The organism is Azospira inquinata (genome assembly GCF_018905915.1).
Taxonomy (GTDB): Bacteria; Pseudomonadota; Gammaproteobacteria; order Burkholderiales; family Rhodocyclaceae; genus Azospira; species Azospira inquinata.
In genome coordinates this window covers 3,176,522-3,190,724 of record NZ_CP064782.1, presented here as the reverse complement: position 1 = coordinate 3,190,724, position 14,203 = coordinate 3,176,522, and the positions used below count along the sequence as shown (strand labels likewise).

General features: G+C 61.3%; 18 protein-coding genes and 4 tRNA genes. 19 read left to right on the top strand and 3 right to left on the bottom strand.

Annotated elements, in window-relative coordinates; all coding sequences use genetic code 11:
* The first annotated feature begins 9 nt into the window (after positions 1–9).
* From lepB to nagZ, 8 genes are read left to right on the top strand one after another with little or no spacing between them, the layout of a single operon-like run.
* Positions 10–798 carry a signal peptidase I gene (gene lepB / locus Azoinq_RS14365; RefSeq protein ID WP_216128207.1) on the top strand — a complete coding sequence of 263 codons (789 nt, stop codon included), beginning with the start codon at positions 10–12 and terminating at the stop codon, positions 796–798.
* 19 nt (positions 799–817) lie between these two features.
* On the top strand, positions 818–1,189 hold the full coding sequence (locus Azoinq_RS14360; protein ID WP_216128209.1) for a DUF4845 domain-containing protein: 372 nt from the start codon (positions 818–820) through the stop codon (positions 1,187–1,189).
* Positions 1,186–1,863 carry a ribonuclease III gene (gene rnc, locus Azoinq_RS14355; RefSeq protein WP_216128211.1) on the top strand — a complete coding sequence of 226 codons (678 nt, stop codon included), beginning with the start codon at positions 1,186–1,188 and terminating at the stop codon, positions 1,861–1,863. The genes Azoinq_RS14360 and rnc overlap by 4 nt, the downstream gene beginning before the upstream one ends.
* Complete coding sequence (gene era, locus Azoinq_RS14350) at positions 1,863–2,765, top strand: GTPase Era (RefSeq protein ID WP_216128213.1); 903 nt, start codon at positions 1,863–1,865, stop codon at positions 2,763–2,765. The genes rnc and era overlap by 1 nt, the downstream gene beginning before the upstream one ends.
* Before the next feature lie 24 nt (positions 2,766–2,789).
* Entirely contained in the window at positions 2,790–3,506 is a 717-nt protein-coding gene (recO, locus tag Azoinq_RS14345) for a DNA repair protein RecO (protein WP_216128215.1), read from the top strand.
* Positions 3,503–4,249 (top strand): pyridoxine 5'-phosphate synthase, encoded by a 747-nt coding sequence (locus Azoinq_RS14340; RefSeq protein ID WP_216128216.1) that lies wholly within the window; start codon positions 3,503–3,505, stop codon positions 4,247–4,249. Before recO ends, Azoinq_RS14340 begins: the two co-directional genes overlap by 4 nt.
* On the top strand, positions 4,246–4,626 hold the full coding sequence (acpS, locus tag Azoinq_RS14335) for a holo-ACP synthase (protein ID WP_216128218.1): 381 nt from the start codon (positions 4,246–4,248) through the stop codon (positions 4,624–4,626). Before Azoinq_RS14340 ends, acpS begins: the two co-directional genes overlap by 4 nt.
* Positions 4,623–5,660 carry a beta-N-acetylhexosaminidase gene (gene nagZ, locus Azoinq_RS14330; RefSeq protein WP_232368506.1) on the top strand — a complete coding sequence of 346 codons (1,038 nt, stop codon included), beginning with the start codon at positions 4,623–4,625 and terminating at the stop codon, positions 5,658–5,660. The genes acpS and nagZ overlap by 4 nt, the downstream gene beginning before the upstream one ends.
* A gap of 208 nt (positions 5,661–5,868) precedes the next feature.
* Here nagZ and efp read toward each other — a convergent pair whose 3' ends face one another.
* Together efp and earP are read right to left on the bottom strand one after the other, a co-directional pair.
* Complete coding sequence (gene efp, locus Azoinq_RS14325; RefSeq protein ID WP_216128220.1) at positions 5,869–6,426, bottom strand: elongation factor P; 558 nt, start codon at positions 6,424–6,426, stop codon at positions 5,869–5,871.
* Positions 6,427–6,464: 38 nt separating this feature from the next.
* Positions 6,465–7,640, bottom strand: a complete 1,176-nt coding sequence (gene earP, locus Azoinq_RS14320; RefSeq protein WP_216128222.1) for an elongation factor P maturation arginine rhamnosyltransferase EarP — start codon at positions 7,638–7,640, stop codon at positions 6,465–6,467.
* Between the two features lie 74 nt (positions 7,641–7,714).
* Here earP and Azoinq_RS14315 point away from each other — a divergent pair, with 74 nt between their 5' ends.
* From Azoinq_RS14315 to Azoinq_RS14275, 9 genes are all read left to right on the top strand, one after another.
* Positions 7,715–8,374 (top strand): uracil-DNA glycosylase, encoded by a 660-nt coding sequence (locus Azoinq_RS14315; protein WP_216128223.1) that lies wholly within the window; start codon positions 7,715–7,717, stop codon positions 8,372–8,374.
* Between the two features lie 206 nt (positions 8,375–8,580).
* Complete coding sequence (gene uvrC, locus Azoinq_RS14310; protein ID WP_232368633.1) at positions 8,581–10,323, top strand: excinuclease ABC subunit UvrC; 1,743 nt, start codon at positions 8,581–8,583, stop codon at positions 10,321–10,323.
* On the top strand, positions 10,323–10,898 hold the full coding sequence (gene pgsA, locus Azoinq_RS14305; RefSeq protein WP_216128225.1) for a CDP-diacylglycerol--glycerol-3-phosphate 3-phosphatidyltransferase: 576 nt from the start codon (positions 10,323–10,325) through the stop codon (positions 10,896–10,898). The genes uvrC and pgsA overlap by 1 nt, the downstream gene beginning before the upstream one ends.
* A gap of 66 nt (positions 10,899–10,964) precedes the next feature.
* Positions 10,965–11,040, top strand: a tRNA-Gly gene (locus Azoinq_RS14300).
* Between the two features lie 81 nt (positions 11,041–11,121).
* A tRNA-Cys gene (locus Azoinq_RS14295) sits at positions 11,122–11,195 on the top strand.
* Positions 11,196–11,233: 38 nt separating this feature from the next.
* Positions 11,234–11,309: transfer RNA gene (locus tag Azoinq_RS14290), tRNA-Gly, on the top strand.
* Positions 11,310–11,407: 98 nt separating this feature from the next.
* Positions 11,408–11,492 (top strand) — tRNA-Leu (locus Azoinq_RS14285).
* A gap of 33 nt (positions 11,493–11,525) precedes the next feature.
* On the top strand, positions 11,526–12,242 hold the full coding sequence (locus Azoinq_RS14280) for an MgtC/SapB family protein (RefSeq protein ID WP_216128226.1): 717 nt from the start codon (positions 11,526–11,528) through the stop codon (positions 12,240–12,242).
* Positions 12,243–12,318: 76 nt separating this feature from the next.
* Positions 12,319–12,771 carry a DUF1178 family protein gene (locus Azoinq_RS14275; RefSeq protein ID WP_216128227.1) on the top strand — a complete coding sequence of 151 codons (453 nt, stop codon included), beginning with the start codon at positions 12,319–12,321 and terminating at the stop codon, positions 12,769–12,771.
* Here the strand turns inward: Azoinq_RS14275 and Azoinq_RS14270 are convergent.
* A complete protein-coding gene (locus tag Azoinq_RS14270; RefSeq protein ID WP_216128228.1) occupies positions 12,768–13,250 on the bottom strand; it encodes a GNAT family N-acetyltransferase in 483 nt (160 codons plus the stop codon). The two genes, Azoinq_RS14275 and Azoinq_RS14270, sit on opposite strands and share 4 nt — an antisense overlap.
* A gap of 112 nt (positions 13,251–13,362) precedes the next feature.
* On the opposite strand from Azoinq_RS14270, the gene Azoinq_RS14265 reads away from it, so the two are divergent.
* Positions 13,363–13,686, top strand: a complete 324-nt coding sequence (locus Azoinq_RS14265; RefSeq protein WP_216128230.1) for a hypothetical protein — start codon at positions 13,363–13,365, stop codon at positions 13,684–13,686.
* Between the two features lie 51 nt (positions 13,687–13,737).
* The gene (gene tadA / locus Azoinq_RS14260; RefSeq protein ID WP_216128232.1) at positions 13,738–14,202 is read left to right on the top strand and encodes a tRNA adenosine(34) deaminase TadA; all 465 of its coding nucleotides are present in this window, start codon (positions 13,738–13,740) and stop codon (positions 14,200–14,202) included.
* The last annotated feature ends 1 nt before the right edge of the window (position 14,203 follow it).

Sequence of the window (14,203 nt, the reverse complement as noted above, 5' to 3'; positions counted from 1 at the left end):
GAGAACGTTTTGAATTTTGCCTTGATTCTTTTCCTGCTGCTTTTAGCCAGCGGGCTGATCTGGATAGCGGATTCCCTCTGGCTGAAGAAAAAACGCCCCCGGGATGCCAAAGACCCCTGGTGGGTGGAATACGGCTCCGGTTTTTTCCCGGTGATCCTGCTGGTGTTTCTGCTCCGTTCCTTCGTTGCCGAGCCCTTCAAGATTCCTTCCGGATCCATGATTCCCACCCTGCAGGTGGGGGATTTCATCTTGGTGAATAAGTTCAGCTACGGCATCCGCCTACCTATCCTGGACAAAAAAATCATCGAAGTGGGCCACCCCAAGCGGGGGGATGTGTTTGTCTTCCGCTATCCGGAAGATCCCTCCGTGGACTACATCAAGCGGGTGGTGGGGCTGCCTGGGGATACGGTGGCTTACCAGCACAAGCGCCTGACCATCAACGGCCAGCCCGTGCCGGTCAAAGCCCTGGGAGATTACGAGCATCCGGAGCGGCTCTACTACTCCAAGCAATTTGAGGAAACCCTGGGAGGCGTCAAGCACCGCATTCTCAATGATGAGGATGCCCCGGATGGGGTTCCGGAAATCAGCCAGTTTCCCCATCGGGAAAACTGCACCTACAATGAGGCAGGCTTCATCTGCAAGGTGCCCGCCGATAGCTATTTCGCCATGGGCGACAACCGGGATAACAGCCGGGATAGTCGGGTCTGGGGCTTTGTGCCGGACGCCAACCTAGTGGGGAAGGCCTTCTTCATCTGGTTTAACTTCGGGGATTTGAAGCGCATTGGCGGTTTCCAGTAACTTCAAGGGAGAGAAGCCCATGTTTCGCCAACGGGGTGTGAGTCTTTCCGGCCTGCTGGTGGTCGGTTTTCTGGTGGTCATCATCGCCATTACCGGTATGCGGGTGGTACCGGCAGTGGTGGAATATTTCAGCATTACCAAGGCCTTGAAGACCATCACGGGCAACGGCAGCCTGAGTACCGCTACGGTGGCCGAGGTACGCACCGCCTTCGACAAACAGGCGGATATCGACAACATCACCAGCATTAACGGCACGGATCTGGATATTTCCAAGGATAACGGGGATATCGTGATCGCTTTTGCATACACCAAAAAAATTCCCCTGGGTGGGCCCGTCAGCCTGGATATCGACTTCAAGGGCAGCACCGCAGGCAAGGACAAGGGTAATTGAACGCACCGCTCAAAGCGCTGGAAACAGCGCTGCAATACCAATTTAAACGCACGGAACTGTTACAGACCGCCGTCACTCACCGCAGCCACAGTTCTCCCCATAACGAACGCCTGGAATTTCTGGGGGACAGCGTCCTTAACTGCACGGCTGCCCATTTACTGTTCCTGCGCTTCCCCCAGATGCCCGAGGGGGATTTGTCCCGCCTGCGGGCCAATCTGGTCAATAAGGACAGTCTTTACCGGGTAGCCACCCATCTCCAGTTGGGCAATTATCTGCGCCTGGGGGAAGGGGAGCTGAAGAGTGGCGGCCACCAGCGTCCCTCCATCCTGGCGGATGCCTGCGAGGCCATTATTGGCGCGGTCTATCTGGATAGCTCCTTTGATACGGCCCACGCTCTGGTGGCCCGCATGCTCAAGGATGACATTGAGGCCATTATTCCCGGCCAGCCCATCAAGGACCCCAAGACCCGCTTGCAGGAACTGGTTCAGGCCCGGCACCACACCCTGCCCAAGTACACCATGCTGGGCGCCCAAGGCCAGTCCCACGCCCAGCATTTCGTGGTGGCCTGCGATATCGATTTTCTCGGTCTGCGTACCCAGGGCGAAGGCTCCAGCCGACGCAATGCGGAGCAGAAAGCGGCGGAAGCTGCCCTGCAACTTTTGGAAGGACGCTAATGGATACCCCGCCCGATAACGAAAAAATCCGCTCCGGCTATGTGGCCATCGTCGGTCGCCCCAATGTGGGCAAATCCACCCTGCTCAATCATCTGATCGGGGAAAAGATCAGCATCGTCTCCCGCAAGGCCCAGACCACCCGGCACCGGATTACGGGCATCCTTACCCAGGATGACGCCCAATTCGTTTTCGTGGACACCCCGGGTTTCCAGACCCAGCACACCAACGCCCTGAACCGGGCCATGAACCGGGGGGTGACCCAGGCCCTGGCGGATGTGGATGTGGTGCTCTTCGTTATCGAAGCCGGGCGTTTCGACGCCAAGGATCAGAAGGTGCTGGATCTGCTGCCCAAAGACCGGCCCGTGATCCTGGTGGTGAATAAGGTGGATAAGCTGGAGGACAAGGGGCGGCTGCTGCCCTTCCTGGCCCAGATTGCGGAAAAGCGGAACTTTGCCGCCCTGTTGCCGGTCAGTGCCGCCAAGGGACGCCAGCTGGATGAACTGCTTACCGAGACCCGCAAACACCTACCCAATCCGGGGCTGATGTTTAGCGAAGATGAAATTACTGACCGCAGCGAACGTTTCCTGGCTGCCGAATATATCCGGGAAAAGCTCTTCCGCCTCCTGGGAGACGAACTCCCTTACGCCGCCACCGTGGAGATTGAAAAGTTCGAGGTAGAAGGGCGCCTGCGGCGCATCTACGCCGCCATTGTGGTGGATCGGCCCGGCCATAAGGCTATCGTCATCGGCAAGGGAGGCGCCACTCTGAAGCGCATTTCCACGGAGGCCCGCCAGGATATGGAGCGCCTGTTCGATGGCAAGGTGTACCTGGAAGTGTGGGTCAAGGTGAAATCCGGCTGGGCGGACGATGACCGTCTGCTGCGCAGCCTGGGTTACGAATAAGCCCCGGTCTGGGGAGCTGCCAAGGTGAATCTGCGCCAGCGGGTGGATCGGCAACCGGCCTATGTGCTCCATGGTCGGCCGTTCCGGGAAACCAGCCTGATTGTAGAAGTCTTTTCCCGGGATTTTGGCCGGGTGGCCCTCCTGGCCAAGGGGGCCCGTCGCCCCCGGGCCGCCATCCGGGGCCTGCTCATGGCCTTCCAGCCCCTGGAACTAGGCTGGGCGGGCAAGGGCGAAGTGCTGACCCTGATGAAGGCTGAATGGCAAGGGGGGCAACCCCTGCTGTCCGGCCAGGCCCTGTTTTGTGGCTATTACCTGAATGAGCTGCTGCTCAAACTCCTGCCCCGGGAAGACGCCCATGAAGGCCTGTTCCAGGTCTATGGGGAAACCCTGGGACGCATTTCCCAGGGATTGCGGGAAGCGGATCTGCGCCATTTTGAAAAAGCCCTGCTCCAGGAATTGGGCTACGGCCTGAATCTGGAGGCGGATGCCCGGGGTGAGCCCATCGCTCCCCAACGCCGCTACCGTTACGAAATCGAGCATGGGGCCGTTCCCCTGGAGAGCGGGGAGGGGAGCGAACTCTGCGTCTCCGGCCAAAGCCTCCTGGATCTGGCCAGTGAAGACTGGCAGCGGCCCCGCTCCCGCAGCGAAGCAAAACAATTGATGCGCGCCCTGATCGGCTATTATCTGGAAGGGCGCCCCCTGGAAAGCCGTAAAATTTTCAAGGAGTTGCAGGAATTATGATTGAACTCGGCGTCAATATCGACCACGTAGCTACCCTGCGCCAAGCCCGTCGCACCTATGAGCCGGACCCGGTCTGGGCGGCGGTGGAAGCCCATCTGGCCGGGGCGGAAGGCATTACGGTGCACCTGCGGGAAGACCGGCGTCACATCCAGGACGAGGACGTGCGGCGCCTCAAGGAAAGCACCCAGGTGAAGCTCAATCTGGAAATGGCGCCCACGGATGAAATGGTGGATATCGCCTGCCGTCTCAAGCCCCAGATGGCCATGCTGGTGCCGGAAGGGCGCCAGGAAATCACCACGGAAGGTGGTCTGGACGTGCGCAGCCAGGAGGCCCATCTGAAGGCCGTGGTGGCTCGGCTGCAAGATGCGGGAATTGTGAGTAGCGTCTTCATCGATGCCGATCTGGGGCAGATCGAAGCCGCCGCCCATATTGGCGCCCGGGTGTGCGAACTGCACACCGGCCCCTACGCCCACGCCTTCCACGACCAGGGGCGGGACCGGGAAAGCCCGGCCGTCCTGGCGGAGCTGGCTAAGCTGAAACAGGCCGGGGCCGCCATTCTGGCGGCGGGGATGCGCTTTAATGCGGGCCATGCCCTGAATTATTACAACGTCCAGCCCGTGGCCGCCCTGCCGGGTATCCGGGAATTGCACATCGGCCATGCCATCGTCGCCCGGGCCGTGTTTGTCGGCCTGCGCCAGGCAGTGACGGAAATGAAAACCCTGATGCTGGCCGTGGCCCAATGATTTTCGGCATCGGCACGGACATCGTCCAGGTGGCCCGCCTGGAAACCCTGTGGCAACGCCACGGGGAACGGGCCGCCCGGCGCATTTTGGCGCCTGACGAATGGACAGAATTCTCCGTCTGTGCCGACCCGGCCCGCCTGCTGGCCAAGCGCTTTGCCGCCAAAGAGGCCTTTGCCAAGGCCCTGGGTACCGGCGTACGGGCACCTGCTTCCCTAACCGCCCTGGCCATTACCCATGATGCCCTAGGGAAACCGGGCTTCGCCTTTGCCCCGCCCCTGGCCCGTTACCTGGAAAACCGTCATTTGCGGGCCCACCTTTCCCTGAGCGACGAAAAGGAAACGGTGCTGGCCTTTGTCGTTCTGGAGACTCTGCTGTGATTCCTTCCCTGCCCCTCGGCCCGCTCATGGCGGACGTGGCCGGTATTGCCCTGACGCCGGAAGACCGGCAACGCCTGATCCATCCTCTGGTGGGTGGAGTCATCCTGTTTTCCCGCAACTACCGGGACCCGGAGCAGCTGGCCGCCCTGTGTCGGGATATCCACGGCCTGCGCCAGCCCGCCCTGTTGATTTCCATCGACCATGAAGGCGGCCGGGTGCAGCGCTGCCGGGAAGGCTTTACCCGTTTGCCCCCCATGGCCGCCCTGGGTCGCCACTGGGATCGAAATCCAGGGGAAGCCCTGGCCAGTGCCGAGGCCTTGGGTTATGTGCTGGCGTCGGAACTGCGGGCAGTTGGGGTGGATTTTTCCTATGCGCCGGTTCTGGATTTGAATTTCGGCCGCAGTTCGGTGATCGGAGACCGTTCCCTGCACCGCAACCCCCAGGCCGTGACGGACCTGGCCCGGGCCTTGATCCGGGGCATGGGGGCTGCCGGCATGGCCAATTGCGGCAAGCATTTCCCCGGCCACGGCTGGGTAGCGGCGGATTCCCATGTGAGCATTCCCGTGGATGAACGCAGCCTGGCGGAGATGGGGGAGGATATGGCCCCCTACCAGGCCTTGGTCCAGGACGGCAGTCTAAAGGCAGTGATGCCCGCCCACGTCACCTACCCGGCCATGGACGGCCATCCGGCGGGCTTTTCCCCCTATTGGATCAACAAACTGCGCCGGGAACTGGGCTTTACCGGGGTGATTTTCAGTGACGACCTGTCCATGGCGGGGGCCGGCGTGGTGGGTGGCATCCAACAACGGGCCCAGGCGGCCTGGGATGCGGGCTGCGACGTATTGCTGGTGTGCAACCAGCCCGAGGCGGTGGATGAACTGCTGGGTGCCTGGCGGGTGGAGGTGCCGGAAGACAAGATCCAACGCCTCATGGGGCTCCAACCCAAAGGGGAAGCCCTGAGTCGGGAACAACTCAAGCAGGAAGCCCGTTATGAAGAAGGGGTTGCCTGGGCGGAGCGTCTGGGGCAGGAGTAGCGCTGGGGGGGGGAAGTAAGGCTTGGGAGGCGACGCTTCCCCGGGGGGAAGACGGGTTTCGGTCTTTGCCCCGGCTTTTCTCCAAGCTTTAATCCTAATTATTAAGAATATTGCTTAATGTATTGATTAATAAAATACTTTAGTTGTGTTAATGGATACAAAAAAGCCCGGAAACTTCCGGGCTTTTTTCGTTGCGGAGCGGGGTAACTTATTTCACCCGGTTCCGGTATTCGTCGGTGCGGGTGTCGATTTCGATCTTGTCACCGATTTCCACGAAGGCGGGCACCATCAGTTCAAAGCCGCTGACGATCTTGGCGGGCTTCAGCACCTTGCCGGAGGTGTCGCCCTTGACGGCGGGTTCGGTGTAAACCACTTCCCGCACCACGGAGGTGGGCAGTTCCACGGAAATAGCCTTGCCGTTGTAGAAGACCACTTCGCAGGGCAGGCCGTCTTCCAGGTACTTCAGGGCATCGGTCATGTTGTCCGCTTCGATGTCGTACTGGTTGTATTCGGCATCCATGAAGACGTACATGGGATCGGCAAAGTAGGAGTAGGTCACTTCCTTGCGGTCCAGCTGCACCAGTTCGAACTTGTCGTCGGCCCGATAAACGGTTTCGCTGGGGGCGCCCGTCAGCAGGTTCTTCAGTTTCATCTTGACCACGGCGGCGTTACGGCCGGATTTGTTGTATTCGGCCTTTTGCACGATCAGGGCGTCTTTGCCAACCATAATCACGTTGCCGGAGCGGAGTTCCTGTGCGGTTTTCATCGTCTGTCCTGCTTTGGATTTGAAAAATAAGCGCGGGATTATACCGGAGATTCCTGGCGTTTTCCCATATAAGTCAGGAGTTGGCTACATAAATCCCCTTGGGCCGCCAGGGATTGGCTCCATAGGCGGCTGTGTTGCTGCCATTGGGGTAAGCGCTCCATCAGGGCCCGCCAGGGCCCATCCACCGCCAGCCCCTTATTCCAGGCTTCCCAGAAGTCCCGGATAGCCCGAGCCAGATCCGCCGGGGCCTGGGCCAGATAAAGTTTGAGAAAAGCCCGTAATTTCACCAGATGGGCCTCTTCCTCCTGGGGATAAATCTGCCAGACCAGGGGCTGCCCGGCCCATTGGGCCCGGACAAAGGAATCTTCCCCCCGCACGAAGTTGATCTGGCAAAACCAGAGCAGGGCATCGAAATCTTCCTGGGGCAGGAAGGGGATGGGACTCAAGCGTAGCTGGCCCCGCTGTACTGATCCCTGGGCCGGCTCCCACCCATCCCCAACCCAGGCCTGGATCTGGGGCAGGGCCGGGGAGGGGGGCAACAGGCAATGGACCGGCCGTTCTCCCCAGGACCAGGCGTCAAGCAAGGGGCCAACGGGGAGATGGCCGTAGGTAAAGAGGAGTACGCGTAGGGCGTCCCCTTCCAGGGTATCCGCCGGCAAACCCAAGCGATCCCGTAGGCGGGCGGCTAGGGCTGGCTCGGCGGCAAAGCGCTCCCGCCGGGCCAGCAGATCTCGTTCCCGGAGTAAGCCGCCGCTGGCTGGGGTAAAGCCGGGAAAAAAGTAGTGGGTGACCAAAGGTAGACGGGGATGGGGGGAGGTGAGGCCGTGGCACTCCCCCACCCAGTCTTCCCCGCTGAGATATTCCAGATTCACCCAGAACGGCGGGTGAGGCAGGGCAGCCATGGCCTGGAGGTAGGGCTCGGGCAAGCGGCAGCCGAAGGTCTCAATCACCACCTCCCCAGGGATGACCGGAGGAAAAACCGCTGTCCAGCGGTGGATTTCCACCCCCTCCGCCGTTTGGGGAGCGCCTTTCCGCCCCGGGTCCAGGCTGGGAAGGAGGGGGTAGAATCGATCCAGATCATCGACCCAGAGGCGTACCCGAAAGCCCCGTTCCCGAGCCAGTTGCCGGGCCAGGCGCCAGGACACGCCAATGTCCCCGAAATTATCGATGACGTTGCAGAAAATATCCCAGACTGGTTGGCGCGGCGCATTCATGGGCGGGATGGTACCATCCCCTCCCGAAGTGTCGCTCCATCGCTCCACCGTTTCCTTCCTTCTCCGCCGTTGCCATGACCAGCCTCCGCCCCCAAGCCCCCGATTGTTCCCGCTGCACCCTCTGCCCCCGTCTCGCCGATCACCTAGCCGCCATCCGTCAGCGGGACCCGAATTGGCATGCCCGGGCCGTACCGTCCTTCGGCCCCCTGGACGGCCGCCTTCTGGTGGTGGGCCTGGGCCCCGGGGAACGGGGCGCCAACCGTACCGGACGGCCTTTTTCCGGGGACATCGCGGGGGAGTTGCTTTATCCGGCTCTGCACAAGTTCGGCTTCGCTTCCCAGCCCAATCCCCTGGACGAAACCGGGTGGGCCAATCCAGCCATGGCGCTTTACGACTGCCGGATTACCAATGCGGTGCGCTGTCTGCCCCCCCAAAACAAGCCGGTGGCCGCGGAAATTCGCCAATGCAACCCTTTCTTGGACCAGGAAATTCAAGCCATGCCCAAGCTTCAGGCCATTCTCAGCCTGGGCAGCATTGCCCATCAGGCGGTGCTCTGGTCCCAACAGCTGAAGCTCAAGGATTATCCCTTTGGTCACGGCTGCCACTACGTCCTGCCCAACGGGCTCCAGCTTTTTTCCAGCTATCACTGTAGCGGCTACAACACCCGTACCGGACGGCTCACCACGGCGGCTTTCGAGGGGGTGATTCAGGCCATCCGGGAGCATTTGCAGTAGGAGTGACCATGGCTGAAGATCAAGGCGCCACGCCCCCCGCCAGCCCTAAGGGCCTCCTGGACGGGGAGGGGAGCGCTCCTACCTCCGTATCGGAGGGCCGGTTGGCCACGAAAAATGCCATTACGGTGCCCGAGGCAGGGGAACGGCCCCGCTTCGACAGCAAGTCGTTTCTGGCTACCTTGAGCGAATTGCCCGGCGTCTATCGCATGCTGGATAAGGACGGGCGGGTGCTCTACGTGGGCAAGGCGAAAAACCTGAAGCGTCGGGTTTCCTCCTATTTCCAGAAAACCCTGGCCAGCCCCCGCATTGCCCTCATGGTGAGCCAGATCGCCGGGGTGGATACCACGGTAGTGCGTTCCGAAGCGGAAGCTCTGCTGCTGGAAAACAACCTGATCAAGACCCTGGACCCGCCGTTCAACATCCTTTTTCGGGATGACAAGTCCTACCCCTACATTCTCCTGACCCGCCAGGAATTCCCCCGGCTGGGCTTTTTTCGCGGCAGTCCGGATCGCAAGGCGGACTATTTCGGCCCTTTCCCGGCCGCTTCCACGGTTCGGGATTCCATTCACCTGCTGCAAAAAACCTTTCACCTGCGCACCTGTGAAGATTCAGTCTTCGCCAACCGCTCCCGTCCCTGTCTATTGCACCAGATCAAGCGCTGTAGCGGCCCCTGCGTGGGGCTCATCGGTCGGGAGGAGTACGCTCGGGACGTGCAACTGGCCTCCATGTTCCTCAATGGCCGGCACCACGAGGTGATCCGACGTCTCACCAGCGCCATGGAAAAGGCGGCAGAGCAACTGGCCTTCGAGCAGGCGGCCATGCTGCGGGACCGGATTTCCGGGCTGCGGCGCATCCAGGACAAGCAATACGTGGATAGCGGCAAGGATGAGGACGTGGATATTGTGGCCGCCGTGGTGGAAAACGGGGTGCTGTGCCTGAACCTAGCCATGGTACGGGGCGGTCAGCACCTGGGGGATAAACCCCAGTTTCCCCGGAACGCCAGCGACTGCGCTCCCGCCGAGGCCATTGGTGCCTTTCTCGCCCAGCACTATGAGGGGCGCCCTGTGCCCCAGCGCATTCTGGTCAATGCCTTACCGGACGAGGAAGGGCTGGCGGGCCTGGAGGATGGCAACGGCCGCCCCGTGCCCGTGCTTCAACCCCGCCAGGGGGCGGGGCGTATCTGGGTGGAAATGGCGGAGCAGAACGCCCGCATTGCCATTACCGCCCGCCAGGCTACCCTCACCATGCAGGGCCAGCGCCAGGAGGCCCTGCGAGAGGCTCTGGAGTTGCCAGAAGCCCCCCAGCGCATCGAATGCTTCGATATCAGCCATACCCAGGGGGAAGCCACCGTGGCGTCCTGCGTGGTGTATCAGAGCACCGGTATGCGCAAGTCCGAATACCGGCGCTTCAACATCAAGGATATCCAGCCCGGGGACGACTACGCCGCCATGCGCCAGGCGGTACTGCGCCGCTACGACAAGGTGGCGGCCGGGGAAGGCGTCTGCCCAGACCTGATTCTCATCGACGGGGGCAAGGGCCAGGTGGGGGCCGCCTTTTCGGCCCTGGAGGAATTGGGTCTGAGTCACCTGCCCATGATCGGGGTGGCCAAGGGGGTGGAGCGTAAACCCGGGCTGGAGCAACTGATTTTCCCCGAGGGGCGGAAATCGCCGCTACAATTGCCTCCCGAACATCCTGGTCTGCATCTGGTGCAGGAAGTACGGGATGAGGCCCACCGGTTCGCTATTACGGGCCACCGGGCCCGACGGGGCAAAACCCGGAAAACCTCCCGCCTGGAAGACATCGGGGGGGTGGGGCCGACCCGGCGCCGGGCGCTGCTGGCCCACTTCGGTGGATTGCAGGAAATTATGGCGGCCAGCGTGGACCGCCTGGCCCAGGTCCCGGGCATCAATCGGGAGCTGGCGGAACGCATTTATTCGGCTTTGCATTAATGCCCTTCAACATACCCATTTTCCTTACCTGGCTGCGCATTCTCCTCATTCCCCTGTTGGTGACCGTGTATTACCTGCCGGACACCTGGCTGGGGTTCCAAGAAAAAAACGGGGTGGCTACGGCTATTTTCGTGGTGGCCGCCCTGACGGACTGGCTGGACGGCTATCTAGCCCGGGCCTTGAAGCAGACCTCCGCCTTCGGCGCCTTTCTTGATCCGGTGGCAGATAAGCTCATGGTGGCAGCGGCTCTGATTATGCTGGTGCAGCTGGATCGTACCAATGCGGTCATCGCCACCATCATCATTGGCCGGGAAATCACCATTTCCGCCCTGCGGGAGTGGATGGCTAAGATCGGCGCCTCCAAGAGCGTGGCGGTTTCCATGATCGGCAAGATCAAAACTACCGCCCAGATGTCCGCTATTCCCCTGTTGCTTTATCAGGCTCCCGTGGCCGGTTACGACATCCGTCAGGCCGGGACCTGGTTGATTTATGTGGCGGCAGTGCTGACCCTCTGGTCCATGGGTTATTACATGCGTATGGCATGGCCCCAGATCGCCCTGCACAAAGAAAATTGATCAAAATTGGGCGGCTTTGTTGACACCTCTCGGAAAGCCTATATAATGCGCACCTCGTTGATCGACGCGGGAGTAGCTCAGTTGGTAGAGCGCAACCTTGCCAAGGTTGAGGTCGCGAGTTCGAGACTCGTCTCCCGCTCCAAGTTTTTCTGAAAAGGAAAGCTCAGCATTACCAGCTTTCCTTTTTTAGTGGCACCGTTTTAATCCGAGTGATCGGTTTCGAGGCGCGGTAGCAAAGTGGTTATGCAGCGGACTGCAAATCCGTCTACGTCGGTTCGATTCCGGCCCGCGCCTCCAAGAATTTGGCGCATTGGTATCGGGCCAAAAAGTTTTATGCGGGAGTAGCTCAGTTGGTAGAGCGCAACCTTGCCAAGGTTGAGGTCGCGAGTTCGAGACTCGTCTCCCGCTCCATAAAATGCAAAAAGGGAAGCGCTGGTCGCTTCCCTTTTTGTTTTTCCGCACCAGCCTTTTGTCATGCTTGGGGAAACCGCTATAATTCGGCTCCTCCCGCCCGGGTGATGAAATTGGTAGACATACCGGACTTAAAATCCGGAGCCGCAAGGCGTACGGGTTCGATTCCCGTCCCGGGCACCACCCACCTCCCGCATCTCCTTCCCCCAATTTGCCATGCAAGCCGTTGCCAATATTAATCTGGCCTCCCTGCTGGATACCCTGATCAGCCTGGGGACGGCTTTCCTGTTTGGCGGGCTGGTGGGATTGGAGCGCCAGTACCGGCAGCGTACCGCCGGTTTGCGTACCAATGTGCTGGTGGCCGTGGGGGCGGCTATTTTTGTGGATATCGCCAACCGCCTGGGTGGTGCAGAAGGGGCCACCCATGTACTGGCCTACGTGGTCTCCGGTATTGGTTTTCTCGGGGCCGGGGTCATCATGCGGGAAGAGGGCAATGTACGGGGCCTGAACACTGCCGCCACCCTGTGGGGGTCCGCCGCCATCGGCGCCTGCGCCGGCGCTGATCTGGTGCTGGAAGCGGCCCTGGCCACCGCCTTTGTCCTGGCCGCTAATACCCTGTTGCGTCCCGTGGTGGACAAGATCAATCGCCAGCCCCTGGATACTCCGGCCGTGGAAGTTACCAACACGGTCTATGTGATCGCCCCCAAGCTTCACCAGAAACGGGCCCGCCAGCTGCTGGAGGCAGCCCTGGATGGAGCCGATTACCCGGCCAGCACCCTTTCCGTCCACGCCTTCGGGGAAGACGCGGTAGAAATCGAGGCCATGCTGGTGGCTACGGCTGCGGAAGGGGGCGTCCTGGACGCCCTGACCCAATCCCTGGCGGAACAACCGGAAATACTCCAGGCCTTCTGGAGCCCCAGCACCTCCGAATAAGCCCGTCCGGCGTGGCAGCCGGGCAAGATGCTAGAATCCGCCCGCCCTACCGTTGTTTCCTTTTTTGGCCTATCCCGTGATTGTTTACGACCTCATCTGCCCCCAGGAGCATCGCTTCGAGGGCTGGTTCCGCTCTCCGGAAGACTTTTCCGCCCAAAGGGAAGAGGGGCTATTGGTCTGCCCCCATTGCGGTAGCCGGGAAGTCCGTCGCCTGCCCGCTGGGCTGCACCGGGGCGGTATGGCCCTTCCCATTGAAGCGCCCTCTAATTCCGTCTCCGCTCCGGCAACGGAGCCTCAGGCCGCTCCCACTAGCCCCCTGGCCCTGCTACGGGAGATGGTGAGTGCTCTGAAGGCGGAGAGCGAGGATGTGGGCCCCCGCTTTGCGGAGGAGGCCCGGCGCATTCATTACGCGGAAGCTCCGGCCCGAACCATCCGGGGGCAGGCCAGCGACGAGGACTTCCAGGCCCTCCAGGAAGAGGGCATCGATGTTTTTCGCCTGCCCGATGTGGGCAAGGACAAGCCGAACTAGCTTTCTTTCTTTAGAGCCCGAATCAGATAACGGGCATCCGGTCCGTAGCTGGTCAAAGGAGGATTCAGCTCTGGCGGCGCCTCTCCGAATCCCTGCTTGACCCAAAACGCCACGGATTGCTGCACCGCTACCAGGGAGGCCCAGCTCAGTCCCCGGCGGCGCCCTTCCGCTAGCCCCCCATCAATCAGGGGCCGCCCCAGGCCTTGACCGCGAAAATCCGGGTGAATGGCCAGATCATGGAGGTGGAAGCAATCCCGCTCCCCCAATTCCCGCCCCTCACTGTGCAGACAGGGGGGGTGGCCCAGGCGGCCTTCCTGGGCAAAGAGGTAGGCCAGAACCTGTCCATGCTGCACCAGCACCCAGCAGCAGTCCGGCCAGGCTGCTCGCTTAGCCCGGAAGGTCGCCTCAGATTCATGGAACTCAGGGGCATAGGCCAGGCACTGGAGTTCCCATACCTGAGGCAGATGGACCTCCTCCATGGGGCATAGCTGGAGCCCTGGAAGGCGGTCGGTGAGAGAAGAAAGCGGTGAAATCGGCATGACGGGGGCTTTTGTGGTTTAATTTTGATAACGTTATCCGAAATGTCGTCCCATGCCCAGTCCGGAAATTCCTCCGCCACCCGCCCCGGAGTCTGCCCCCGCCAAACGGGGACGGCCCAAAACCCGCTATGCGGAGCGGGATGAGCAGGTCCGCCAGAACATGCGCCTCTACCGGGCCCGCCGGGATGGGGAATTGCGGGCCCTGGCCCGGGCGTTGGAAGGTTTGCGGGCTCCCCTGGATGGGGCGGACAAGGATAGACTGGCGGGAGCCGCCGCCGCTTTGCTAGGCCTCTGGGACAACAGCAGCTTAAAAGATAACGTTATCAAAAATATTCAAAAACACAGCAAAGCCCGGAACGAAGATGGCTCAGCCTGAGGCAGGCCGAGCTGTTTCGGGTGGGCAAGGCACAAGGGAGAAACTGGGACCATGAACGACGAATACTACATGCGGGAAGCCCTTTCCCAGGCCCAGGCTGCGGGCTGTTTGGGGGAGGTGCCCGTGGGGGCGGTCGTGGTCAAGGAAGGGGTAATCGTGGGCCGGGGGTTTAACGCCCCCATTGGGGACCACGACCCCACCGCCCACGCGGAAATTGCTGCCCTGCGGGATGCGGCCCGCAACCTGGAAAATTACCGACTCCCCGGCTGCGAACTGTTCGTTACCCTGGAGCCCTGCGCCATGTGCGCCGGGGCCATGCTCCACGCCCGCATTGCCCGGGTGATCTACGGTGCCCGGGACCCCAAGACCGGCGTTCACGGCAGCGTGGTGGATTTGTTTGCCGTGGAACGGCTGAATCATCACACCCAGGTGGAAGGCGGGGTGTTGGCGGCAGAGTGCGGACAGCTCTTGTCCGATTTCTTTGCCGAACGTCGACGCAACAAAGGAGGGGCCTGAA